Annotated in this window: 21 protein-coding genes; 13 read left to right on the top strand and 8 right to left on the bottom strand. The window is 61.4% G+C overall.

All coding sequences use genetic code 11. The annotated features are described in order from the left end of the window. Positions 1-92: 92 nt before the first annotated feature. A complete protein-coding gene (locus ACP7BX_RS02900; protein WP_003189295.1) occupies positions 93-293 on the bottom strand; it encodes a hypothetical protein in 201 nt (66 codons plus the stop codon). A gap of 556 nt (positions 294-849) precedes the next feature. Here ACP7BX_RS02900 and pcaR point away from each other — a divergent pair. The 11 genes from pcaR (at position 850) to pcaC (ending at position 11,515) form a co-directional block, all read left to right on the top strand. After that, the gene (pcaR, locus tag ACP7BX_RS02895) at positions 850-1,692 is read left to right on the top strand and encodes a pca regulon transcriptional regulator PcaR (protein WP_028619267.1); all 843 of its coding nucleotides are present in this window, start codon (positions 850-852) and stop codon (positions 1,690-1,692) included. 145 nt (positions 1,693-1,837) lie between these two features. Beyond that, the gene (locus ACP7BX_RS02890; RefSeq protein WP_061435600.1) at positions 1,838-3,178 is read left to right on the top strand and encodes an MFS transporter; all 1,341 of its coding nucleotides are present in this window, start codon (positions 1,838-1,840) and stop codon (positions 3,176-3,178) included. Between the two features lie 148 nt (positions 3,179-3,326). Beyond that, the gene (locus tag ACP7BX_RS02885; RefSeq protein WP_426129723.1) at positions 3,327-4,184 is read left to right on the top strand and encodes a CoA transferase subunit A; all 858 of its coding nucleotides are present in this window, start codon (positions 3,327-3,329) and stop codon (positions 4,182-4,184) included. Then, positions 4,184-4,963 carry a CoA-transferase subunit beta gene (locus ACP7BX_RS02880; protein WP_028619270.1) on the top strand — a complete coding sequence of 260 codons (780 nt, stop codon included), beginning with the start codon at positions 4,184-4,186 and terminating at the stop codon, positions 4,961-4,963. The genes ACP7BX_RS02885 and ACP7BX_RS02880 overlap by 1 nt, the downstream gene beginning before the upstream one ends. Then, positions 4,960-6,162, top strand: coding sequence for a 3-oxoadipyl-CoA thiolase (pcaF, locus tag ACP7BX_RS02875; RefSeq protein WP_426129878.1), 1,203 nt, complete (start codon positions 4,960-4,962; stop codon positions 6,160-6,162). The genes ACP7BX_RS02880 and pcaF overlap by 4 nt, the downstream gene beginning before the upstream one ends. 17 nt (positions 6,163-6,179) lie before the next feature. Continuing rightward, complete coding sequence (gene pcaH, locus ACP7BX_RS02870; protein WP_314525649.1) at positions 6,180-6,884, top strand: protocatechuate 3,4-dioxygenase subunit beta; 705 nt, start codon at positions 6,180-6,182, stop codon at positions 6,882-6,884. Position 6,885: 1 nt separating this feature from the next. Continuing rightward, on the top strand, positions 6,886-7,452 hold the full coding sequence (pcaG, locus tag ACP7BX_RS02865; protein ID WP_269133111.1) for a protocatechuate 3,4-dioxygenase subunit alpha: 567 nt from the start codon (positions 6,886-6,888) through the stop codon (positions 7,450-7,452). Positions 7,453-7,648: 196 nt separating this feature from the next. Beyond that, positions 7,649-8,944, top strand: a complete 1,296-nt coding sequence (locus ACP7BX_RS02860) for an MFS family transporter (RefSeq protein WP_426129720.1) — start codon at positions 7,649-7,651, stop codon at positions 8,942-8,944. Between the two features lie 10 nt (positions 8,945-8,954). Beyond that, entirely contained in the window at positions 8,955-10,310 is a 1,356-nt protein-coding gene (locus ACP7BX_RS02855) for a 3-carboxy-cis,cis-muconate cycloisomerase (RefSeq protein ID WP_426129718.1), read from the top strand. A 10-nt stretch (positions 10,311-10,320) separates the two neighbouring features. Further along, positions 10,321-11,112: a 3-oxoadipate enol-lactonase gene (gene pcaD, locus ACP7BX_RS02850; RefSeq protein WP_033902723.1), complete on the top strand. Its 792-nt coding sequence runs from the start codon at positions 10,321-10,323 to the stop codon at positions 11,110-11,112. 10 nt (positions 11,113-11,122) lie between these two features. Beyond that, positions 11,123-11,515 carry a 4-carboxymuconolactone decarboxylase gene (gene pcaC, locus ACP7BX_RS02845; RefSeq protein WP_133074378.1) on the top strand — a complete coding sequence of 131 codons (393 nt, stop codon included), beginning with the start codon at positions 11,123-11,125 and terminating at the stop codon, positions 11,513-11,515. Between the two features lie 3 nt (positions 11,516-11,518). Here pcaC and ACP7BX_RS02840 read toward each other — a convergent pair whose 3' ends face one another. The 3 genes from ACP7BX_RS02840 to ACP7BX_RS02830 form a co-directional block, all read right to left on the bottom strand. Then, entirely contained in the window at positions 11,519-12,418 is a 900-nt protein-coding gene (locus ACP7BX_RS02840) for a polysaccharide deacetylase family protein (protein WP_426129715.1), read from the bottom strand. Between the two features lie 117 nt (positions 12,419-12,535). After that, entirely contained in the window at positions 12,536-14,038 is a 1,503-nt protein-coding gene (locus ACP7BX_RS02835) for a M91 family zinc metallopeptidase (RefSeq protein WP_426129713.1), read from the bottom strand. A 91-nt stretch (positions 14,039-14,129) separates the two neighbouring features. Beyond that, on the bottom strand, positions 14,130-15,380 hold the full coding sequence (locus ACP7BX_RS02830) for an OprD family porin (protein WP_314525668.1): 1,251 nt from the start codon (positions 15,378-15,380) through the stop codon (positions 14,130-14,132). On the opposite strand from ACP7BX_RS02830, the gene ACP7BX_RS02825 reads away from it, so the two are divergent. Next, a complete protein-coding gene (locus ACP7BX_RS02825) occupies positions 15,379-15,567 on the top strand; it encodes a hypothetical protein (protein WP_314525671.1) in 189 nt (62 codons plus the stop codon). The genes ACP7BX_RS02830 and ACP7BX_RS02825 overlap by 2 nt on opposite strands. Here the strand turns inward: ACP7BX_RS02825 and adeC are convergent. Genes adeC through ACP7BX_RS02810 form a run of 3 tightly spaced genes read right to left on the bottom strand, consistent with a single transcriptional unit; the run spans position 15,554 to position 21,321 of the window. Further along, positions 15,554-17,011 carry an AdeC/AdeK/OprM family multidrug efflux complex outer membrane factor gene (adeC, locus tag ACP7BX_RS02820; protein ID WP_033902719.1) on the bottom strand — a complete coding sequence of 486 codons (1,458 nt, stop codon included), beginning with the start codon at positions 17,009-17,011 and terminating at the stop codon, positions 15,554-15,556. The genes ACP7BX_RS02825 and adeC overlap by 14 nt on opposite strands. Further along, positions 17,008-20,169 (bottom strand): efflux RND transporter permease subunit, encoded by a 3,162-nt coding sequence (locus ACP7BX_RS02815; protein WP_426129710.1) that lies wholly within the window; start codon positions 20,167-20,169, stop codon positions 17,008-17,010. Before ACP7BX_RS02815 ends, adeC begins: the two co-directional genes overlap by 4 nt. A gap of 3 nt (positions 20,170-20,172) precedes the next feature. After that, complete coding sequence (locus tag ACP7BX_RS02810) at positions 20,173-21,321, bottom strand: efflux RND transporter periplasmic adaptor subunit (protein WP_033902717.1); 1,149 nt, start codon at positions 21,319-21,321, stop codon at positions 20,173-20,175. Between the two features lie 286 nt (positions 21,322-21,607). Here ACP7BX_RS02810 and ACP7BX_RS02805 point away from each other — a divergent pair, with 286 nt between their 5' ends. Further along, positions 21,608-22,240 carry a TetR family transcriptional regulator gene (locus ACP7BX_RS02805; protein WP_033902716.1) on the top strand — a complete coding sequence of 211 codons (633 nt, stop codon included), beginning with the start codon at positions 21,608-21,610 and terminating at the stop codon, positions 22,238-22,240. A 234-nt stretch (positions 22,241-22,474) separates the two neighbouring features. Here ACP7BX_RS02805 and ACP7BX_RS02800 read toward each other — a convergent pair whose 3' ends face one another. Continuing rightward, positions 22,475-23,530 (bottom strand): alkene reductase, encoded by a 1,056-nt coding sequence (locus ACP7BX_RS02800; RefSeq protein WP_038849805.1) that lies wholly within the window; start codon positions 23,528-23,530, stop codon positions 22,475-22,477. Positions 23,531-23,548: the final 18 nt, after the last annotated feature.

Below are 23,548 nucleotides of genomic sequence, written 5' to 3'. Positions count from 1 at the left end.
AATTTTACCGGGGATGGTGGGATTCAAGGTTGTCGGCTGCTAGCTATATGCCAGCAACCGAGGCAAAAACCTTGGGGCTCAGACCGGATCGCTTATGGCTCTTCGGTTTTCAGCTCTTGTTCAATCTTTTGGATTTCCTGGGCAAATGCCTGGTCGAGCAGGCTGGCTCGCTTGCGCCATGGTTTGCGTTCAGGTTCAGGCTGGGCGGCGTAAGTGGTGACTTCTCCGCCGTAAACGTCCTTGTAACGTTGCTCCTGGCGCTCAAGTTCCGCGCGCAGTTCATCTTTCGTCACATCGTTACCTAATTGAGTTGAGTGTAAATACGTTGCAGCGTTATGCCGGAATGCGCCCTCGACGTGTTCCAAGTTGAAGCGCAGAACGTTCAAGTTGGAATAGGCACGGGCGGCCACTTGTTAGTGGTGCATTCGAGGCAGATAGTTGCGATCGACAATGCACGGTAGGTGCATCATCTGGCGAGTTCCAGTCCCGCTGATCGAGCCGGGCGGACCTGCGCATAGAGTGCATTATAGCCGTGCATTTGAATAACTCTATCAGCATAAAGTTAAAAACCGTCAACGTTGTGTGAGCGTTTTGTTACACAGACGTGGCGGTAATTGCACAAATTCTGGCGCCATAAACTCAACCCAACTTCAGACATTATTAAGCGTGACTTAATTTTACTCAGCGCTTCGGGTCGACTCGGCCCAGATCGCTCGCAAATTGCGATAATCGAATGATCGTCCGATAATCGCACAATGTTGTCGGCGCTGCCTTGTGCATCCCGGCTGACACGGCTTGTAATAACAGCCGAACCCCTCTGCGTTCGACAATAAGAGAAAGGATCCCGACATGAACGATCAATTGCGCAACTCTTTCGCGTCAGTGGCGCCGCCGATCGTTGCCTCCCCAGCCAAGCGTATCCAGGCGTTCACCGGCGATCCGGACTTTATGACTTCCCTGGCTCGCGGCCTGGCCGTGGTGCAGGCGTTCCAGGAACGCAAGCGCCACCTCACCATCGCCCAGATCAGCCACCGCACGGAAATCCCCCGCGCCGCCGTGCGCCGTTGCCTGCACACCTTGATCAAGCTCGGCTACGCCACCACTGACGGGCGCACCTATTCGCTGTTGCCCAAAGTGCTGACCCTGGGCCATGCCTATTTGTCGTCCACACCGCTGGCCGTGTCGGCCCAGCCTTACCTGGACCGCATGAGCGAGCAGCTCCACGAAGCCTGCAACATGGCGACCCTCGAAGGCGACGACATTCTCTACATCGCCCGTTCGGCCACCACCCAGCGCCTTATCTCCGTGGACCTGTCGGTGGGCGGGCGCTTGCCGGCCTATTGCACCTCCATGGGGCGCATCCTGCTTGCTGCGCTGGACGACGCCTCGCTGCAGGATTACCTCGACCACGCCGATCTGCAAACCAAGACCAGCCGCACCTTGACCACCCCCGCAGCGCTGTTCGAATGCCTGCAACAAGTGCGTCAGCAGGGCTGGTGCATCGTCGACCAGGAGCTGGAGCAGGGCCTGCGTTCCATCGCGGTGCCGGTGTATGACGCCTCGGGTCAGGTGCTGGCCGCGCTGAACGTCAGTACCCACGCCGGACGTGTCAGCCGCAGTGAGCTGGAGCAGCGCTTCCTGCCGAGCATGCTCAGCGCCAGCCGTGAGTTGAGCGCGCAACTGTTTGCTTAAGCTGTTCGGTCACCGCACAGATCCCGGTTTGCTCAATTGACGGTGTTTCCCCCGACTTATTACTGTGCGGCAGCGCTGTTGAAGCGCCCCAATAATAACGACGACCCCAGGTCGTCAGCCCGCCATCGGTGTGGAAATAAAAACAATGAATCAGCCTTCTGTCGGTTCCACGTTGGACGTCCAGTCCTTCATCAACGCCCAGCCCCTGTCACGTTATCAGTGGCGCGTGGTGATCCTGTGTTTCCTGATCGTTTTCCTCGACGGCCTCGACACTGCCGCCATGGGCTTTATCGCACCGGCACTGTCCCAGGACTGGGGCATTGATCGCGCCAGCCTCGGCCCGGTGATGAGCGCTGCGTTGATCGGCATGGTGTTTGGTGCCCTCGGTTCCGGCCCGTTGGCCGACCGCTTTGGCCGTAAAGTGGTGCTGGTGGGCGCGGTGCTGGTGTTCGGCGCATTCAGTCTGGCCTCCGCTTACAGCAGCAACGTCGATCAGTTGCTGGTGCTGCGTTTTCTCACCGGGCTGGGCCTGGGCGCCGGCATGCCGAATGCCACGACGCTGCTGTCCGAATACACCCCGGAACGCCACAAGTCATTGCTGGTGACCAGCATGTTCTGTGGCTTCAACCTGGGCATGGCCGGTGGCGGGTTTATCTCGGCCAAGCTGATCCCGGCGTTCGGCTGGCATGCCTTGCTGCTGATCGGCGGCATCCTGCCATTGATTCTGGTGGTGGTGCTGATGCTGTGGCTGCCGGAGTCGGCGCGCTACCTGGTGGTGCGCAACCGGGGCACCGACAAGGTGCGCAAAACCCTCTCGCCCATCGAACCCAGCATCGTCGCCCAAGCCAGCAGCTTCAGCGTGCCCGAGCAAAAAACCGTCAAGGCGCGCAACGTGTTTGCGGTGATCTTCTCCGGCACCTATAGCGCCGGTACGTTGCTGCTCTGGCTCACCTACTTCATGGGCCTGGTGATCGTCTACCTGCTCACCAGTTGGTTACCGACCCTGATGCGCGACAGCGGCGCCAGCCTGGAACAGGCCGCGTTTATCGGTGCGTTGTTCCAGTTCGGTGGCGTGTTGAGTGCGGTGGGCGTGGGTTGGGCGATGGACCGGTTTAATCCGCACAAGGTCATCGGCATTTTCTACCTGCTGGCCGGGGTGTTTGCCTACGCGGTAGGGCAGAGCCTGGGCAATATCACCTTGCTGGCAACCCTGGTGCTGGTTGCCGGGATGTGCGTCAACGGTGCGCAGTCGGCAATGCCGTCTCTGGCCGCACGTTTCTACCCGACTCAAGGCCGCGCGACCGGCGTGTCGTGGATGCTTGGCATCGGTCGTTTCGGCGCGATCCTCGGCGCCTGGATGGGCGCGACCTTGCTGGGTCTGGGCTGGAACTTCGAGCAAGTGCTCACCGCCCTGGTGATCCCGGCTGCATTGGCCACCGCTGCGGTGGTGATCAAGGGCATGGTCAGCCATGCAGATGCGACCTGAGGCTGATCGATAGCTTGCCAACAATCCGTTCGATAATCGAACACTGAGTCGATTATCGGATTGTTTGGCCCATTTCCCCGGCTTAATCTTCAAGCACTTCGGCGCCACCTCAGCGCCTTTTTCGATCCATACCGGGAGCCCGAACCCCATGGCTGAAATCCTCGCGCTGCGTGACGCGGTGAAGCAATTTGTGAACGACGGCGACACCGTCGCGCTGGAAGGCTTCACCCACCTGATCCCAACGGCAGCAGGTCATGAAATCATTCGTCAGGGCAAAAAAGACCTGACGCTGGTGCGTATGACGCCTGACCTGATCTACGACCAGTTGATCGGAGCTGGTTGCGCCCGCAAGCTGATTTTCTCCTGGGGCGGCAACCCCGGCGTGGGCTCCTTGCATCGCCTGCGCGACGCGGTCGAGAAGCAATGGCCGCAACCGCTGGAAATTGAAGAACACAGCCACGCCGACCTGGCCAATGCCTACGTCGCCGGCGCCTCCGGCTTGCCCTTCGCGGTGCTGCGTGCCTACGCCGGTTCTGACCTGCCCAAGGTCAACCCGCTGATCAAGACGGTGACCTGCCCCTTCACTGGCGAAGTGCTGGCAGCGGTGCCGTCGGTGCGTCCGGACGTCACCGTGATTCATGCGCAAAAGGCTGACCGCAAGGGCAACGTGCTGTTGTGGGGAATCCTCGGAGTGCAGAAAGAGGCGGCCCTGGCGGCCAAGCGTTGCATCGTCACCGTCGAAGAAATCGTCGATGACCTGAATGCGCCGATGAACAGCTGCGTACTGCCGACCTGGGCGCTGACGGCGGTCTGTCATGTGCCGGGTGGCGCGCATCCGTCCTACGCCCATGGCTACAACGAGCGTGATAACCGCTTCTACCAGGCGTGGGACCCGATCGCCCGCGACCGTGGGACCTTCACCGCCTGGATCAATGAATACATCCTCGGCACTGCCGACTTCAGCGAATTCCAGGCCAAGCTGGCCACCGTGCAGGAGGCCAAGTAATGGCTTACTCGACCAATGAAATGATGACCGTCGCCGCCGCGCGCCGCCTCAAGAACGGCTCCGTGTGCTTCGTCGGCATCGGCTTGCCGTCCAAGGCGGCCAACCTGGCGCGCCTGACCTCGTCGCCAGATGTGGTGCTGATCTACGAGTCCGGTCCGATTGGCGCCAAACCGTCGGTATTGCCCCTGTCCATCGGTGATGGCGAGCTGGCGGAGACTGCCGACACCGTCGTACCGACCGGTGAGATTTTTCGCTACTGGCTGCAGGGCGGGCGCATCGACGTGGGCTTTCTCGGCGCGGCTCAGGTCGACCGTTTCGGCAACATCAACACCACGGTGGTCGGTGACTACCACCAGCCTAAAGTGCGACTGCCGGGAGCCGGTGGCGCGCCCGAGATCGCCGGTTCGGCCAAGAGCGTGTTGATCATCCTCAAGCAATCGGCACGTTCGTTTGTCGACAAACTCGACTTCATCACCTCGGTCGGTCATGGCGAAGGCGGCGACTCGCGTAAACGCCTGGGCCTGCCGGGCGCCGGTCCTGTAGGGATCATTACCGACCTGTGCATCATGGAGCCGGAGGAGGGCACCCATGAATTCGTGGTCACCGCGCTGCACCCTGGGGTGACCCGTGAACAGGTGGTGGCCGCGACCGGTTGGGCGATTCGTTTTGCCGACCAGGTCGACACCACCGCCGAACCGACTGACGTAGAGCTGACCGCCCTGCGTGACCTTGAAGCACGCACTGCGGCCGCCCATGGCCAAGCGCCTGGAGAAGCCTGATGCGCGATGTATTTATCTGTGATGCCATCCGTACCCCCATTGGCCGTTTCGGCGGTGGCTTGTCCACCGTGCGTGCCGATGACCTGGCCGCGCTGCCGATCAAGGCGCTGATCGAGCGCAACCCTTCGGTGGATTGGACGGCCGTCGATGAAGTGTTCCTCGGCTGCGCCAACCAGGCCGGTGAAGACAACCGCAACGTAGCGCGCATGGCGTTGCTGCTGGCGGGCCTGCCGGACAGCATTCCGGGCGTGACCCTTAACCGCTTGTGCGCCTCGGGCATGGATGCGATCGGCACCGCCTTCCGCGCGATTGCCAGCGGCGAAATGGAGCTGGCGATTGCCGGTGGCGTCGAGTCGATGTCCCGTGCGCCGTTCGTGATGGGCAAGGCCGACGCGGCGTTCTCGCGCAACATGAAGCTGGAAGACACCACCATCGGCTGGCGCTTTATCAACCCGCTGATGAAGGCCCAGTACGGCGTGGATGCGATGCCGCAGACGGCCGACAACGTGGCCGACGATTACCAGGTGTCTCGCGCCGACCAGGACGCTTTTGCCCTGCGCAGCCAGCAACGTACCGCTGCTGCCCAAGCCGCTGGGTATTTCGCTGAAGAGATCGTGCCGGTGCGGGTTGCGCATAAAAAAGGCGAAACCGTGGTGGAGCACGACGAACATCCACGCGATACCACCCTGGAAGCCCTGGCCAAGCTCAAGCCGGTCAACGGCCCGGACAAAACCGTCACCGCTGGCAACGCCTCGGGCGTCAACGACGGTGCGGCGGCGCTGATCCTGGCCTCCGCCGAAGCGGTCGAGAAACATGGCCTGACCGCCCGCGCCCGAGTCTTGGGCATGGCCAGCGCCGGTGTCGCACCGCGCGTGATGGGCATCGGCCCGGTTCCAGCCGTGCGCAAACTGGTCGAGCGTCTTGGCTTGGCGGTCACTGACTTTGATGTGATCGAACTCAACGAAGCCTTCGCCAGCCAAGGCCTGGCCGTGCTGCGTGAACTGGGCATCGCCGACGACGCGCCGCAGGTCAACCCGAACGGTGGCGCCATCGCCCTCGGCCACCCGCTGGGCATGAGCGGCGCGCGGCTGGTGCTGACGGCCCTTCATCAACTCGAAAAAACCGGCGGCAGCAAAGGCCTGGCGACCATGTGCGTGGGCGTCGGCCAAGGCTTGGCCCTGGCGATTGAACGCATCTAATAAGAGAGGACTGCACCATGAGTGACAAGCCTGGATACCGGCGCCCGCAAGCGGGCACTCAACCTGATTACCTGCACCCGGCCTACCAGTCGACAAACCTGCGTTCGCCGTCCCAGCCGTTGGTGTTCCTGCCACATTCCTTGTCGGAAATCACCGGCCCGACCATCGGCGCCGAACGCATCCATGAGAAGGACAACGACCTCACGGCCCAGCATGAAGGCGAGCCCCAAGGCGAACGCATCATCATTCATGGCCGTGTACTCGACGAAAACGGTTTACCTGTGCCGGGCATTCTGGTGGAGATCTGGCAGGCCAACGCCGCCGGTCGCTACAACCACAAGCGCGACCTGCACGACGCGCCGCTGGACCCGAATTTCACCGGCACCGGTCGCACCGTCACCGATGCCGATGGCTGGTATCAATTCCAGACCATCAAGCCCGGCGCCTACCCGTGGGGCAACCACCACAACGCGTGGCGCCCGGCGCATATCCATTTCTCGCTGTTCGGCCCGAGCGTGCTGACGCGGCTGGTCACGCAGATGTACTTCCCCGGCGACCCGCTGCTGGAATACGACCCGATCTACAACTGCGTGCCGGACACTTCGGCCAAGCAACGCTTGATCGCCCGTTTCGACCTGGAAAAAACCATTCCTTCCTATGCCCTCGGCTACCGCTGGGACATCGTCCTGCGCGGCCGCGACGCCACGCCGATGGAGAAATGAGATGACACTCAACGCGACCACGTCCCACACCGTCGGGCCGTATTACCACATCGGCCTGACCTGGCTAAACCGCGAAGATCTGACCGTGAGCGCCACCCTCGGCGAACGTGTGGCGATCAGCGGGCAAGTGGTGGATGGCAATGGCGATGTCGTCAACGACGCCATGCTCGAAGTCTGGCAGGCCAATGCCGCCGGTAAATATGACCATCCGGAAGACGAGCAAGACAAAGCCGTCGACCCGAACTTCGAAGGCTTCGGCCGGGTGCCGGTGGATGCTGAAGGGCGGTTTCGCTTTACCACCATCAAGCCGGGTGCGGTGCCGGGCCTGAAAGGCACCACCCAGGCGCCGCACCTGGTGGTGCTGGTGTTTGCCCGTGGCTTGGTGAAGCACTTGCTGACGCGGATCTATTTCGAGGGCGAGGCGTTGAATGGGGATGACCCGTTGCTGGCGTGTGTGCCGGCAGATCGGCGCGAAACCTTGATTGCCAAGCAGGATGCAGAGGGTGTGCATCAGTGGAATGTGGTGTTGCAGGGCACAGACCGGGAAACAGTGTTCTTTGATTATTGAGTTGGCTTGAGATCATTCGCGAGCAAGCCCGCTCCCACATTCGATCGAGTTCCAACTCTGGAATGCAGTCAACTGTGGGAGCGGGCTTGCCCGCGAAGAGGCCCTCGCAGGCACGACATACCTAAAAGTCTTGTTGCGGAACGAGCTTGTTGCAAAGTATGTCTAGGCTATAACCGTTCCCACTGAGTGAAAAAACATGACAACAACAACGGGTCACTACACCGGAGAAGAACGCAGCAAACGGATTTTTGCGATCGTCGGGGCATCCTCCGGCAACCTCGTCGAATGGTTCGACTTCTACGTCTACGCCTTCTGCGCCATTTACTTTGCCCCGGCGTTTTTCCCGTCGGACGACCCCACGGTCCAACTGCTCAACACTGCCGGTGTGTTCGCTGCCGGCTTCCTGATGCGACCTATCGGTGGCTGGCTGTTTGGCCGGGTGGCCGATAAGCACGGGCGCAAGAACTCGATGATGATCTCGGTGCTGATGATGTGCGCCGGTTCCCTGGTCATCGCCTTCCTGCCCACCTACAAAGACATCGGCGCCTGGGCTCCGGCGTTGCTGTTGGTGGCGCGGCTGTTCCAGGGCCTGTCGGTGGGGGGCGAATACGGCACCACCGCGACCTACATGAGTGAAGTCGCGCTCAAGGGCCAGCGCGGTTTCTTCGCCTCGTTCCAGTACGTGACCCTGATCGGCGGGCAACTGCTGGCGGTGCTGGTGGTGGTGATCCTGCAACAGATCCTCACCGAAGAAGAATTGCGCGCCTGGGGCTGGCGGATTCCGTTCGTGATCGGCGCCATTGCGGCGGTGATCTCCCTGTTGCTGCGTCGCACCCTCAAGGAAACCACCAGCAAGGAAATGCGCCAGGACAAGGACGCCGGCAGCGTGGCCGCGTTGTTCCGCAACCACAAGACGGCCTTCATCACCGTGCTCGGCTACACCGCCGGCGGCTCGCTGATCTTCTACACCTTTACCACTTACATGCAGAAATACCTGGTGAACACCGCCGGGATGCACGCCAAGACCGCCAGCTACATCATGACCGGCGCGCTGTTCGTCTACATGTGCATGCAGCCGCTGTTCGGCATGCTCTCGGACAAGATCGGCCGTCGTAATTCGATGCTCTGGTTCGGCGCCCTTGGCACCCTGTGCACCGTGCCGATCCTGCTGACCCTGAAAACCGTGACCAACCCGTTCCTGGCCTTCGTGCTGATCTCCCTGGCCCTGGCCATCGTCAGCTTCTACACCTCGATCAGCGGCCTGGTGAAAGCGGAAATGTTCCCGCCGCACGTGCGTGCCCTGGGCGTGGGCCTGGCCTATGCAGTGGCCAACGCGATCTTCGGCGGTTCGGCGGAATACGTGGCCCTGGGCCTCAAATCCATGGGCATGGAAAACACCTTCTACTGGTACGTCACCGGAATGATGGCGGTGGCCTTCCTGTTCAGCTTGCGCCTGCCGAAACAGGCAGAGTACTTGCACCACGATCTATAAGGGACGCGTTATGACACTGCGCACGAGCAATCAATTGTTCGACGCTTACTTCACGGCGGGCAGCATGGCCGAGGTGTTCTGCGACAGGGGACGCTTGCAGGGCATGCTGGATTTTGAAGCGGGCTTGGCCCGGGCTCAGGCTCAGGTCGGCTTGATTCCCCAGGCCGCCGTCGCACCGATTGCCCAGGCCTGCCTGGCCTCGTTGTACGACGTGGATGCCCTCGGCGTGGCAATTGCCACGGCAGGGAATTCGGCGATTCCGCTGGTGAAGGCACTGGGCAAGTTGATTGCCAGTGAAGATGCCGGGGCCGAGCGCTACGTGCATCTGGGCGCGACCAGCCAGGACGTGATGGACTCCGGCCTGGTGCTGCAACTGCGGCGGGCGGTGGAATTGATCGAGTCGGACCTGATGCGCCTGGGCGACATACTTGCCGCCCAGGCCCAGCGCTACGCCGGCGTGACATTGGCCGGGCGGACCTGGTTGCAGCATGCGACGCCGGTCACCCTGGGGATGAAAATCGCCGGTTGGCTGGGCGCGGTGACGCGCAATCGGCAGCGTCTTGCTGAACTGAAACCGCGTTTGCTGGTGCTGCAATTCGGTGGCGCTTCGGGAACCCTCGCAGCGCTGGGCGAACAGGCCATGCCGGTGGCCGAAGCGCTGGCGGCTGAGTTGCAACTGACCTTGCCGGAACAACCCTGGCACACCCAGCGGGATCGTTTGGTGGAGTTCGCCAGCGTCCTCGGTTTGATCGCCGGCAGCCTGGGGAAATTGGGTCGCGATATCAGCTTGTTGATGCAGACCGAAGCCGCCGAGGTGTTTGAGCCATCCGCACCGGGCAAGGGTGGTTCCTCCACCATGCCGCACAAACGCAACCCGGTGGGCGCAGCCGTGCTGATCAGCGCCGCCACTCGTGTACCGGGCCTGGTTTCGACGATGCTTAGCGCCATGCCCCAGGAGCACGAACGCAGCCTGGGCCTGTGGCACGCCGAATGGGAAACCCTGCCGGAGATCTGCCGTCTGGTCTCCGGTGCCTTGCAGCAGGCGTTGCTGGTGAGCGAAGGCTTGGAAGTCGACCCGCAGCGCATGGCGCACAACCTCGACCTGACCCAAGGCCTGGTGCTGGCCGAGGCCGTCAGCATCGTGCTTGCCCAGCGTCTCGGGCGTGAAACCGCGCACCATCTGCTGGAGCAATGCTGCAAGCGTGCCGTCGCAGAGGGGCGTCACCTGCGTGCGGTATTGGCGGACGAACCACAGGTCACCGCTGAGCTGTCCACAACTGAACTGGACCGTTTGCTCGATCCCGCTCACTACCTGGGCCAGGCCCACACCTGGGTCACCCGCGCCGTAGCCGAACACTTTGCTTGAGGAGACCACCGTGGCCTTTGTACAACTCGCCGAGGGCGAACTGCATTATCAATTGGACGGGCCTGAAGATGCACCGGTGCTGGTGCTCTCGAACTCGCTGGGCACCGACCTGCACATGTGGGACATCCAGATCCCGGCCTTCACCCAACATTTTCGCGTGCTGCGTTTCGATACCCGTGGCCATGGCAAGTCCCTGGTGACTCCGGGCCCCTACAGCATCGGGCAACTCGGTCAGGATGTGATCGCATTGCTGGATGCACTGGATATCCAACGCGCGCATTTCTGCGGGCTGTCCATGGGCGGCTTGATCGGCCAATGGCTGGGCATCCATGCAGGCCAACGTCTGCAGCGCCTGGTGGTGTGCAACACCGCCGCCAAGATCGGCACACCCGAGGTGTGGGACCCGCGCATCGAGATGGTGCTGCGCGATGGCGCAGCGGCGATGGTGGCGTTGCGCGATGCGTCGATTGCACGCTGGTTCACCGCAGACTTTGCGGCGGCCAACCCACACCAGGCCAAGCAGATTACCGACATGCTGGCGGCCACATCGCCCGAAGGTTATGCCGCCAACTGTGCGGCGGTGCGTGATGCGGATTTCCGTGAGCAACTGGCGTCAATCAAAGTGCCAACCCTGGTCATTGCCGGCACCGAAGACGCCGTCACACCGCCGGCGGGTGGCCACTTTATCCAGAACCATGTGCAGGGCGCCGAGTACGCCGAGTTCTATGCGGCGCACCTGTCCAATGTGCAGGCCGGCGCTGCGTTCAGCGACTGCGTCATTGATTTTTTGTTGGCCCGCTGAGGAGCTTTTTGTGGACGAGAAACAACGTTATGCCGAAGGCCTGCACGTGCGCCGCGAAGTGCTGGGCGATGCCCATGTCGACCGCAGCCTCAATGCCCTGACCGAATTCAACAGCGAGTTCCAGGAAATGATCACCCGCCACGCCTGGGGTGACATCTGGACCCGTCCCGGTCTGCCCCGGCACACCCGCAGCCTGATCACCATTGCCATGCTGATCGGCATGAACCGCAGTGAAGAACTCAAGCTGCACCTGCGCGCTGCGGCGAGCAATGGCGTGACCCGCGCCGAGATCAAGGAAGTGCTGATGCAGAGCGCGATCTACTGCGGGATCCCGGCGGCGAATGCCACGTTTCACCTGGCGGAGTCGGTGTGGGATGAGCTGGGGGTTGAATCGCGGGAATAGGGGTTAGTGGGAGTCGGCGTCCCACACCCAATTCCACACGCCCGGCAAATGCACGGCTTCATTCACATCCCTGACCGTACGTGCCAGCGCTGCGCGGTTTAGCTGGGCCGTGTCGGTGTAGAAAGGTTCGGCGGCGGTCTTCACGCCGTTGATCCGGGCGCTGTCCAGCAGGATCTGCAGGTACTCCTGCAGATGCCGCGCGGTGTAGCGATTGATGTCGTGGAAGGTCACCACCACCGGTATCACGCCGTCCACCGTCGGCAATTCACCCAAGGCAATGCGTTCGCGCACCACCGACAGTTGCCGGTACAGGTTGGCTCGGCGGCGCGGGCTGCCGTTGAAGCCCCAGATCTTGCCGTCATTGGCGCTCAGGTCCGTCAGCAACACGTGCATGCCGTGGCGCTGGTAGGCGGCGAAGGTGCGTCGGTCGTAATTCCAGAACGGCGGGCGCGCCAGCACCGGTGGCGCACCTGTGATCGCGGCGATGTCGGCGGCGCCTTGGGTGAGGGTGCTTTCCAGTTCGGCATCGCTCAGCCAGCGATGGTTGGTGTGAAACCCCGTGGCCGTGTGGAAGGCCAGGGCGTGACCGGCCGCGTATTCGCGTTCCATGGTCTTGCGACCCCGTGAGCTGCCGCCCGATCGGGCGGCTTCGGTCTGCAAGAAGAACACCGCTTTGATCCCCGGCAGCACCGGGTTCTGCGCCAGGTCGGCCACCACCGAACGGCTCGGGTTGTTGTAGCCCGACGCGCTGGGACCGTCATCGAAGGTCAGCAGGAAGCGGATCGGCGCCTGGGTTTGCAGGCGCTGCTCGGTCTCTGGCGTGAGAGCGATGGGCGAGCCAATGCAGCCGCTGAGGCTCAAGGCCAGGGCAAAAACGGCGGATACGATGGCAAAGGATTTCATGGTGGGCGCAGGCTCGAATAAAGGCCGCTGCTGAGTGGATCAGCAGCGGCAGGCGCGCACCATACAGCAAGATCGGCTGTGTGAGGTTACAGGCTGACAAACGAGCGTCGCCAAGGCTCAGCCGACGTATTGAGGGCGCAGCGGCTTGCCCATTTCTTCATTCAAGGCGTTTTCAGTCAGGGGTTTGGGGTTGGGTGGGGTCGCGGGCGTAGTGGGCAGCCCTACGGCCTGACGTTCGCTGTTGGGGACATCGTGTTGCTCGCCCTCAAATGTTTCAGTGGTCGAGCCGGTCAAAGCGGTGCCATTACCTGCGTTATAGGCATGCACCATTTCGTGGTAAAGCGTCGTGATGGAGGCGTAGGTCACGCCAGCGACGGTGTCCACTGAGGAGCGGTTATAGCTGATTTCAGCCCGGTCAGCCTGCGACCCCGGCACACCGTCGACCATGAAGCCCCATTTGGGATCGTCACCGACAATAGGTGCGCGTTCAAAGCCAAACAAGGCCTTGAGCTCCTGGCTGCCATACACATAGCCGCTGCCAAGGTCGACCAAGTCTTCGACGATGGTCACTGGTGCGCCGTTGCGCTGGGCGATGGCGCTCATCGCGGCCAGCATCTGTTGTCCGATGGGAGACCGGCGCAGCAGGGCCAGGTCGTCCTCGACCCGTTGGATAAACTCGGCCGAACCCTTGATCACAAACCCTGTTCGAGGTTTGGGGGAGGCCGACACCGCGGTAAACCGCGAACCGTTGAGGTGGTTGATCGTATCGTCGGATGTGCCATAGATCAGATCGCCAGGGCGATTGGCGATCACCGTGTCGCGGCCGTCGCCGGTGTAGAAGGTGGTGCGGTCGTGGCCTATCAGGCGATCGTCACCGGCACCGCCGTGCAGGACCGTATGCCCGTTACCTGCGTAGAGTCGATCATTGCCATTGCCGCCATCCAGGTAGCTGGTTTTGTGCTTGGGGCCCGCGCCCGCGTAGAGACGGTCATCGCCATTGTTGCCATACAGGATGTTGTCGCCAGTACCGCCCATGAGTGTGTCGTTACCGTCGCCGCCCTCGGCATAGCCCAGGCCACTGCCGAGACGCAGCACATCATCGCCTTTGCCGCCGAACACACGGGTGTAACCGCCGCCGGCCTGCACGCGGTCATTGCCGTCGCCGGCCTCCACGACGACAGGCTGAGTCACATTGGCGTCGATGCGGATGTTGTCGTCGCCGCCATGGGTTTTGAAGTGAAAGGTCAGGGGCTTGCCGTCTTTATCCTCACTGTCGAAACGATACAACCGACCGTTGACCCGAACATCCAACTGTCCTGCGCGTGTCTGGCTGACGTGAATCTGGTCGGCCTTGTCACCGGTTTCGAGGACCAGGGTGTTCTTCAGACTGTAAGTCACATCTTCTTCCCAGACCGATTGGCAGCTGGCTTTCAAGGTGCCGTCATCCAGGACCGGTTGTACGTAGACCTGGATCTGCTTATCCGGTGTGAACGGCAGTTGAGGGGCGACGACGGGTACGTAGCGATTGTTCTCAACCGAGACTACCGGGGCTTGCGGCGAGTGGTGCTCGCCGTTCAGAGGAGGGCGGTGCGCGTTTTCAAGGCTTTTGGACACTTCCATTTGAGATCCCTTTCGACGAGTCAGGCGGTCTGCCTGCCTTTTGGAAGTGTCCGTCTGCGGCAAAACGTTCCTGCGAGGTTGTAATAGGGTCTTACAGCAAACTGATCGGGTAACTGACGATCAACCGGTTCTCATCGAACTCATTGTTGCTGTAGTCGCGGCGCATGCTGGAGTTGCGCAGGCGCACCGTGAGGTTTTTCAGGCTGCCGCTTTGCACGGTGTAGCCCAGTTCGCTTTCGCGACCCCATTCCTTGCCGTCGGTAATCGTACCGGTGTGCACGTTGCTGCCGCTGATGTAGCGGTTCATCAGGGTCAGGCCGGGCACACCGAGGGCGGCGAAGTTGTAGTCGTGGCGCACTTGCCAGGATTTCTCCTGGGCGTTGTCGTAGCTTGAGTTGTAACTATCGTTAGCCAAAGTGCCGCCGCTGGTGCCGTTGACGCGCATCCAGGCGCTGTTGCCGGTGAGTTTCTGCAGGCCGACGTAGAAGGTGTTGCCGCCATACTTGGCGGAGAACAGGCCGGACCAGGTCTTGTTGTCCAGGTCGCCGGCGCGGGCGCTGCCATCGTCCTTACCGTAGAAAAAACCGAGGTTGGCGCCCAGGGTCCAGTCGCCGATGGGCTGGCTGTGGATCAAATTGACGAACTGCTGGCTATAGATGTCCTTGAGTTGCGCATTCCACAGGCCAATCTGGGTGCGTTTTTCGTTGAATGCGTACTCGGCGCCCTGGAAGTTGAAGCGATCGGAGGTGAAGGCGGTTTTTCCGAACATCGACATGTCCGTCATGCTGCTGTCGTCGCGCGGGCTGTTGGCGCGGAACTGGCCGCCGTAGAGGGTCAGGCCGTCGATTTCTTTCGAGGTGATCTGCCCGCCGCGTAGGGTTTGCGGGAGGGAGCGGCCATCGTCCGAGCGCAGGATCGGCAGCACCGGCATCCATTCGCCGACCTTCACTTCGGTCTTGGAAATACGCGCCTTGAACGCCACCCCGAGACGCCCGAATTCATCCGCCGGTCGGCCATCGTGATCCAACGGCAACAGTTGGGTGCCCCCGGTGCCGCGACCGCCATCCAGCTTCAACGAATACAGCCCCAACACATCCACGCCGAAACCCACGGTGCCCTGGGTAAAGCCGGACTTGGCGTCGAGGATGAAGCTCTGCGTCCACTCCTGCGCGCCGCCCTGGGCCTTGGTGGGGTTGGTGTAGTTGCGGTTGAAGAAGAAATTGCGCAGGTTGAGGTTGGCGCTGGCGTCTTCAAGAAAACCGTGTTCTTCAGCGACGACGGGCAAGGCAAGACTGGCGACAGCGGTTGCCAGCAATAGCCGGCGCGGGTGGAAAGTGCTCATGGCGAAAGGACCTGTTGTTATTGGGTTTATGCAGGTGGCGGCCATGGTGCGGGGCGGTGCGGGGGCGATGAAAGTGGGGGAGAGCGGGTTGTGGGCGATGATCGAACGCAAGTTGGCCAACCCCAGAAAACACAAAGCCCACCAAGAGGTGGGCTTTGTTGATGCAGGTGCTATCAGAACAACTTAAGCGCCGGCGCTTCTTCTTTCAACGGCTCGTTCTTCGCTGTCTGCTCGTTCCAACCGCCGCCGAGGGCCTTGTACAGGTTGACCTCGCTGGTCAGCTGCGCCAGGCGGTCGGTGATCAGCGATTGCTGGGCACTGAACAGTTGGCGCTGGGCATCGAGGAACGTCAGGTTGCTGTCGACACCAATGCGGTAGCGACGCTCGGCCAGGCGGTAGTAATCCTGGTTGGCCGCGACGAAGCCACGTTGGGCATCCAGTTGCTGCTTGTAGGTCTCACGTGCGGCGAGGCCGTCGGAGACTTCCTGGAAGCCGGTCTGAATGGCCTTCTCGTAGTTCGCCACGTTGATCTCTTTCTGGATCTTCGAGTAGTCCAGGCTGGCGCGCAGGCTGCCAGCGTTGAAGATCGGGATGTTGATCTGCGGTGCGAACGACCAGGTGCCCGAACCACCCTTGAACAAGCCGCCCAGGTTCGGGCTCGCGGTGCCAGCGCTGGCGGTCAGGGTGATGCTCGGGAAGAACGCAGCACGGGCTGCGCCGATGTTGGCGTTGGCGGCCTTGAGGTTGTACTCGGCCTGGACGATATCGGGGCGACGTTGCAGCAGGTCGGACGGCAAGCCGGCCGGCACTTCGCTGAGCAGGTCATCCGACAGCGGCTTGCTGGCGATATTCGCCGGCAGGCCGGTGCCCAGCAGCAGGGTCAGGCTGTTTTCGTCCTGGGCCACCTGGCGGGTATAACGCGCCAGGGCGACCCGGGCGTTTTCCACCGAGGTGCGCGACTGGCTCAGGTCGAGGGCCGAGGCCACGCCGACTTCGTTGCTACGCGAGGTCAATCGGTAGCTTTCTTCGAAAGCACCCAAGGTGTCCTTGGTCAGCTTGAGCAGCTCCTTGTCGGCCTGCCAGGTCAGGTAGGCATTGGCCACACTGGCCACCAGGCTGATCTGGGTACTGCGCCGTGCTTCTTCAGTGGCGAAGTACTTTTGCAGGGCTTCTTCGCTCAGGCTGCGTACGCGACCGAACAGGTCCAGTTCATAGGAACTGATCCCGAGACCGGCCGAGTATTGGCTGCTGATGGTCGATTCGCCGGTCTGCGACAGGCGGGCCGGAGTACGCGAACGGCTGCCGCTGCCCGTGGCCGACACGGCCGGGAACAGGTCGGCGCGCTGGATCTGGTACTGCGCGGCATAGGCGTCGATGTTCAGGGCCGCGACACGCAGGTCACGGTTGTTCACCAGCGCGGTCTGGATCAGCTGTTGCAGGGCAGGGTCATGGAAAAACTGCTTCCAGCCCTGCTCGGCAGCGGCCTGGCTCGGCGCCTGGGCCGACGAATACGCCGGCCCCTGCGGGAACTGTGCGGCCACCGGCGCTTCGGGGCGCTGATAGTCAGGTATCAGCGAGCAGCCACTGAGCACGAATGCCGTGACCGCTAGGGAAAGTAGCGACTTGCTCATTGGCCAGCCTCTTTAGGGGTTTCAGTTGTGTCAGTCTTTTTACGTTCGCCAGCGGCGGATACGGTTGCGAAGAACAAAGGCACCCAGAAGATCGCCAGCACAGTGGCCGTGATCATACCGCCAATTACACCGGTACCGATGGCGTGCTGGCTACCTGAGCCTGCGCCCGAGGAAATCGCCAGCGGCAGTACGCCGAGGATGAACGCCATGGAGGTCATGATGATCGGGCGCAGACGCATGCGAGACGCCTCGATGGCCGCCTCGACGATGCCTTTGCCCTGTTCGTGGAGTTCTTTGGCGAACTCCACGATCAGGATGGCGTTCTTCGCCGCCAAGCCCACCGTCACCAACAGGCCCACCTGGAAGAACACGTCGTTGGACAGCCCGCGCATGCTGGTGGCGATCAACGCACCCACCACGCCCAGCGGTACTACCAGCACCACCGCGATCGGGATCGACCAGCTTTCGTACAGGGCCGCGAGGCACAGGAACACCACCAACAGCGACAGGGCGTACAGCGCAGGCGCCTGGGAGCCGGACAGACGTTCTTCGTACGACAGGCCCGTCCAGGCATAGCCCACGCCCGCCGGCAATTGCTTGGCGATACGCTCGACTTCGGCCATCGCATCACCGGTACTGTAGCCCGGTGCCGGAGTACCGAGGATTTCCATCGCCGCTACACCGTTGTACCGCGAGAGCTTCGGCGAACCGTAGATCCACTTGCCCGAGGAAATGGCCGACATCGGCACCATCTTCCCGGAGTCACTGCGCACGTACCACTTGTCCAGGTCTTCCGGGGACATCCGGCCAGCCGCTTCGCCTTGCACGTACACCTTCTTCACCCGACCACGGTCGATGAAGTCGTTGACGTAGCTGCCACCCAGGGCAATTGCCAGGGTCTGGTTGATGCTCGACAAGGTGATGCCCTGGGCGCTGGCCTTCTCGTCGTCGACGGTGAGTTCGTACTGCGGCTCATCGTTCACGCCGTTAGGGCGCACACCCGCCAGGATCTTGCTTTGTGCGGCGGCACCCAGGAACTGGTTGCGCGCTTCCATCAGTTTTTCGTGGCCGACACCGCCCTGGTCTTGCAGGAACACGTCGAAACCGGTGGCGTTACCCAACTCCAGCACCGAAGGCGGCACGATGGCAAATACCATGGCGTCCTTGAAGGCGCCGAAGAAGTAACCCTGGGCACGCTTGGCCACTTCGAATACCGACATGGACGAATCGCGTTCATCCCACGGCTTGAGCATCACGAACGCCAGGCCCGAACTCTGGCCACGGCCAGCGAAGTTGAAGCCGTTGACGGTAAACACCGATTTCACGGCCTTGCCTTCGCCCGGCTCGCCTTCCTTGTCGTTCAGCAGGAAGGCACGCATGTCGTCGATGACTTTTTGCGTACGCTCAGCCGAAGAACCGACCGGGGTCTGCACCTGGGCAAAGATCACGCCCTGGTCTTCTTCCGGCAGGAACGCGCTCGGGATGCGGGTGAACAGCCAGATCATGCCGACGAAGATGATCAGGTACACGAAGAATGCCGGAAGCTTGTGCTTGATCATGTTGCCCACGCCGCGCTCGTAGCTCAGTACGCCACGGTCGAAGGTGCGGTTGAACCAGCCGAAGAAACCACGCTTGGGTTGGCCGTGTTTCTCTGGGTCGATCGGCTTGAGCATGGTGGCGCACAAGGCCGGGGTGAAGATCAGGGCAACCAGTACCGACAACGCCATGGCCGAAACGATGGTGATGGAGAACTGTTTGTAGATCACACCGGTGGAGCCACCGAAGAACGCCATCGGCAACAGTACCGCCGACAGTACCAGGGCAATACCGACCAGGGCGCCCTGGATCTGGCCCATGGATTTTACCGTCGCTTCTTTAGGCGACAGGTGTTCTTCGGCCATCACCCGCTCGACGTTTTCCACAACCACAATGGCATCGTCCACCAGCAAGCCGATGGCCAGGATCATGCCGAACATGGTCAGGGTGTTGATGGTGAAGCCGAACGCGGCCAGGATCCCGAAGGTACCCAGCAATACCACCGGCACCGTCATGGTGGTGATGATGGTGGCGCGGAAGTTCTGCAGGAACAGGAACATCACCAGGAACACCAGCACGATTGCTTCGACCAGGGTATGCACCACGCCGGAGATCGATTCGGTCACCACCGGCGTGGTGTCATACGGCACCACTGCCTTCATGCCAGGCGGGAAGAACGGTTCCAGCGACGCCACGGTGGCGCGGATGGCCTTGGCGGTGTCCAGGGCGTTGGCGCCCGATGCGAGCTTGATCGCCATACCGGAGGCTGGCTTGCCGTTGAACTGCGCACTGATGCTGTAGTTCTGGCCGCCCAGTTCGATACGAGCGATGTCACGCAGGCGAACCTGCGAGCCGTCGGCGTTCACCTTCATCAGGATCTTGCCGAACTGCTCGGCAGTCTGCAGACGGGTCTTGCCGATGATGGTCGCGTTCAGCTGGGTGCCGGGCAGGGCAGGCAGGCCGCCCAATTGGCCGGTGGCCACCTGGACGTTCTGGGCCGCGATGGCGGTGCTGACGTCGACCGGGGTCAACTGGTAGTTGTTCAGCTTGGCCGGGTCGAGCCAGATCCGCATGGCGTACTGCGAGCCGAACACCTGGAAGTCACCCACACCCGCAGTACGCGAGATAGGGTCCTGGATGTTGGACACGATGTAGTTGGACAGGTCGTCCTTGGTCATGCTGCCGTCTTCCGACACCAGACCGATCACCATCAGGAAGTTCTTAACCGACTTGGTCACGCGGATACCCTGTTGCTGCACTTCTTGCGGCAGCAATGGGGTCGCCAGGTTCAGCTTGTTCTGCACCTGGACCTGGGCGATATCCGGGTTGGTACCCTGGTTGAACGTCGCGGTGATGGTCATGCTGCCGTCGGAGTTACTGTCCGAGGCGACATAACGCAGGTTGTCGATACCGTTGAGCTGTTGTTCGATGACCTGCACCACGGTGTCCTGCACGGTTTGTGCGGACGCGCCTGGGTAGGTCACCTGGATGTCGATGGCGGTAGGCGCAATGGCCGGGTATTGGTTGATGGGCAACTTCAGGATCGACAGTGCCCCGACCAGCATGATCACCAGGGCAATTACCCAGGCGAAAATGGGACGGTCGATAAAAAATTTCGACATGGGTTACTCCCCCTGGCCAGCAGCGGCAGCAGGAGCTGGAGCAGAACCGGCAGGCTTGGCGTTGTCGGCGTCCTTGACCTTGACTTCGATGCCCGGCTTGATGAATTGCAGGCCTTCGGTGATCACACGGTCACCGGCGTTCAGGCCTTTTTCCACCAGCCAGTAGGCGCCGGCAGTGCGGTTGGCCACCAGTTGACGCTGTTCTACCTTGTTGTCCTTGTTCACCACCATGGCAGTCGGGATACCTTTGATATCGCGGGTCACGCCTTGTTGTGGTGCCAGGATGGCTTTGCTGTTCACGCCAGCTTGTAACTGGGCGTGTACGAACATGCCCGGTAGCAGGGTGTGGTCAGGGTTGGGGAACACGGCGCGCAGGGTCACGGAACCGGTGGTCTGGTCAACCGACACTTCGGAGAATTCCAGTTTGCCGTCCTGGCCATAGGCGCTACCGTCTTCCAGGGTCAGCTTGACCTTGGCGGCGTTGGCGCCGGCTTTTTCCAGCTGGCCGCTTTCCAGGTCGCGGCGCAGTTTCAGCATTTCAGCCGAAGACTGCGTGACGTCAACGTAGATTGGGTCCAGTTGCTGGATCACGGCCATGGCATCGGTCTGGCCATTGCTGACCAGCGCGCCTTCGGTCACCGAAGAACGGCCGATACGCCCGGAAATCGGTGCGAACACCTTGGTGTAGCGCACGTTGATCTGGGCCGTTTGAACGTTTGCTTCCGCAGTCATGCGGTTGGCGACGGCAGTGTCGTATTCCTGGCGGCTGACGGCTTGTTCATCGACCAACTGCTTGTAGCGGTCGGAGATGGACTTGGTCTGGGTCAGGCTGGCTTGTGCGCTTTTCAGGGTGGCGTCATACACCGACGGGTCGATCTGGTAGAGCTGTTGCCCTTCCTTCACGTCGCCGCCTTCCTTGAACAGGCGCTTGAGAATGATGCCGTTGACCTGTGGGCGAACTTCCGCGATGCGGTAGGCGGTGGTGCGGCCTGGCAGCTCGGACGTCAGGGTATAGGCTTGCGGTTGAATGGTGACCACGCCGACCTGAGGGGTTTGAGCGGGCGGAGCCGCTTCTTCCTTTTTACATCCGCTGAGCAGCGATGCCAGGGCGACGGCAGTGACCAGAGCGGTAACAGCTGGCTTAAGTTGCATGAAGATCCTCGGGTCAGGCGCGCAGGGTGCGCACAAGAAGTGTGGAAGGGTAAAAAACAAACACTGAGTAGATAAGTAGCTTGCTACGCAATATACTTACGTTCATGGTTGTTTGTAAACTCTTGACAGGCTGCGCGGAATGTTGACAAAGCAACGCCCAAAGCCTCGATTTCATTACGTTCGGCACCCATGACGGTGTCGTCCCACAAATATTCGGATGATCGTTACCGACGGTTAATTCTGCGTTAACGATAGTCTCAAGTGCCCTGATTGAGGTTGTACTGCCATGGTTCGTCGCACCAAAGAGGAAGCTCAGGAAACGCGCAGCCAGATTCTTCAAGCCGCCGAGCAAGCCTTCTATGAGCGCGGCGTCGCGCGGACCACGCTGGCGGACATCGCCGCGCTGGCCGGTGTGACGCGGGGTGCCATCTATTGGCATTTCAGTAATAAATCCGATTTGCTGCAGGCGCTGCTCGACACGCTGCATGAGCCGCTGGACGAGTTGGCCAGGGCGAGTGAAAGCGAGGATGAACTCGACCCGCTGGGCTGTATGCGCAAGCTGCTGATTCATTTGTTTCATCAAGTGGCCCTGGACCCGAAAACCCGGCGCATCAACGAGATCTTGTTCCATAAGTGCGAATTCACCGATGAAATGTGCGACATGCGTCGCCAGCGTCAGACCCACAGCCTGGAATGCAACCTGCGCATCGGCCTGACCTTGCGTAACGCGGTCCATCGCGGGCAACTGCCGGAAAACCTCGATACCACCCGTGGCGCGGTGTGCATCCACGCCTACATCAACGGGCTGATCGGCCAGTGGCTGCTGGTTCCCGACAGCTTCCAACTGCATCAGGACGCCGAGCGCTGGGTGGATGCCGGGTTGGACATGCTGCGCTGGAGCCCCAGCCTGCGCAATTAAGACGAAATGCGTAATTGCATCAGGTTGTGTCAACAGTAAAGCCCAAGGACAGTCAATCGTCCTTCCGCCTGATCGGTGGGGTGACTTTATATACGGGCTGGCGGGCAGTTGATAGGTAGCCGCCTAAGTATTTTGTAGCGATTTTGTTGCAGGGCTGTGAAGGAATGTTTCCCGGCCTCCATGAAAAAGCCCCGGTTCCTGCGAACCGGGGCTTTTTCGTTTCAGCTTGTTACGTCAGATCGCCAGTGTCGGGTAGTCGATGTAACCCACCGGGCCCTTGCTGTAGAAAGTATCTGGGCGTGCTTCGTTCAATGGTGCGTCGGCTTTCAAGCGAGCCGGCAGGTCCGGGTTGGCAATGAACGGCACACCCCAGGCCACGGCATCGGCTTTACCTTCGGCCAGCCAGGCGTTGGCGCTGTCCTTGGTGAAGCGTTCGTTGGCGATGTACACGCCGCCGAAGGCTTTCTTCAGCTGTGGGCCGAGGCTGTCGCCGGCTTCTTTCTCACGGGAGCAGATGAAGGCAATGCCACGTTTGCCCAGTTCGCTGGCGACGTAGGTGAAGGTTTCCGCCAGGTTGTCGTCGCCCATGTCGTGAGAGTCGGCGCGTGGTGCCAGGTGCACCCCCACACGGCCAGCGCCCCAGACTTCGATGGCTGCGTCAGTCACTTCCAGCAGCAGGCGTGCACGGTTTTCCAGGGAGCCGCCGTACTGGTCAGTGCGTTTATTGGTGCTGCTCTGCAGGAACTGGTCAAGCAGGTAACCGTTGGCGCCGTGGATTTCCACGCCGTCGAAACCAGCGGCCTTGGCGTTCTCGGCACCGGTGCGGTAGGCGTCGACGATGTCAGCGATTTCAGCGGTTTCCAGGGCGCGTGGCGTTGGGTAGTCGGCCAGTGGGCGCACCAGGCTGACGTGGCCTTTAGGCTGGATGGCGCTCGGGGCCACCGGGCTTTCGCCGTTGAGGTACGACTCATGGGAAATACGCCCCACGTGCCACAGTTGCAGGAAGATCTTGCCGCCTGCGCCATGAATGGCCTTGGTGACATTGGCCCAGCCGCGCACCTGGTCGTTGGACCAGATGCCCGGCGTGTCCGGGTAGCCCACGCCCAGCGGCGTCACGGAGGTGGCTTCGCTGAGGATCAGCCCGGCGGAGGCGCGTTGCACGTAGTACTCGGCCATCAGCGCGTTGGGCACGCGACCGGCGTCGGCACGGCAGCGGGTCAGCGGCGCCATGATGATGCGGTTCGACAGTTCCAGGTCGCCCAGTTTGATCGGATCGAAAATAGTCGTCATGGGGAAAACACCTTTGTC

The sequence above is a fragment of the Pseudomonas sp. DWP3-1-3b3 genome, from assembly GCF_049896305.1.
Lineage (GTDB): Bacteria > Pseudomonadota > Gammaproteobacteria > Pseudomonadales > Pseudomonadaceae > Aquipseudomonas > Aquipseudomonas azotoformans_A.
This window is presented reverse-complemented; position numbering and strand designations above follow the sequence as displayed.

Coding starts and splice junctions, on each gene's coding strand:
- adeC (WP_033902719.1), bottom strand. CDS start 17,011: ATGAGCAAGTCGCTACTTTCCCTAGCGGTCACGGCATTCGTGCTCAGT.
- ACP7BX_RS02825 (WP_314525671.1), top strand. CDS start 15,379: ATGGCGAAAGGACCTGTTGTTATTGGGTTTATGCAGGTGGCGGCCATG.
- ACP7BX_RS02815 (WP_426129710.1), bottom strand. CDS start 20,169: ATGTCGAAATTTTTTATCGACCGTCCCATTTTCGCCTGGGTAATTGCC.
- ACP7BX_RS02860 (WP_426129720.1), top strand. CDS start 7,649: ATGACAACAACAACGGGTCACTACACCGGAGAAGAACGCAGCAAACGG.
- ACP7BX_RS02835 (WP_426129713.1), bottom strand. CDS start 14,038: ATGGAAGTGTCCAAAAGCCTTGAAAACGCGCACCGCCCTCCTCTGAAC.
- ACP7BX_RS02890 (WP_061435600.1), top strand. CDS start 1,838: ATGAATCAGCCTTCTGTCGGTTCCACGTTGGACGTCCAGTCCTTCATC.
- ACP7BX_RS02855 (WP_426129718.1), top strand. CDS start 8,955: ATGACACTGCGCACGAGCAATCAATTGTTCGACGCTTACTTCACGGCG.
- ACP7BX_RS02885 (WP_426129723.1), top strand. CDS start 3,327: ATGGCTGAAATCCTCGCGCTGCGTGACGCGGTGAAGCAATTTGTGAAC.
- ACP7BX_RS02880 (WP_028619270.1), top strand. CDS start 4,184: ATGGCTTACTCGACCAATGAAATGATGACCGTCGCCGCCGCGCGCCGC.
- ACP7BX_RS02800 (WP_038849805.1), bottom strand. CDS start 23,530: ATGACGACTATTTTCGATCCGATCAAACTGGGCGACCTGGAACTGTCG.
- ACP7BX_RS02805 (WP_033902716.1), top strand. CDS start 21,608: ATGGTTCGTCGCACCAAAGAGGAAGCTCAGGAAACGCGCAGCCAGATT.
- ACP7BX_RS02810 (WP_033902717.1), bottom strand. CDS start 21,321: ATGCAACTTAAGCCAGCTGTTACCGCTCTGGTCACTGCCGTCGCCCTG.
- ACP7BX_RS02830 (WP_314525668.1), bottom strand. CDS start 15,380: ATGAGCACTTTCCACCCGCGCCGGCTATTGCTGGCAACCGCTGTCGCC.
- pcaR (WP_028619267.1), top strand. CDS start 850: ATGAACGATCAATTGCGCAACTCTTTCGCGTCAGTGGCGCCGCCGATC.
- pcaH (WP_314525649.1), top strand. CDS start 6,180: ATGAGTGACAAGCCTGGATACCGGCGCCCGCAAGCGGGCACTCAACCT.
- ACP7BX_RS02840 (WP_426129715.1), bottom strand. CDS start 12,418: ATGAAATCCTTTGCCATCGTATCCGCCGTTTTTGCCCTGGCCTTGAGC.
- pcaG (WP_269133111.1), top strand. CDS start 6,886: ATGACACTCAACGCGACCACGTCCCACACCGTCGGGCCGTATTACCAC.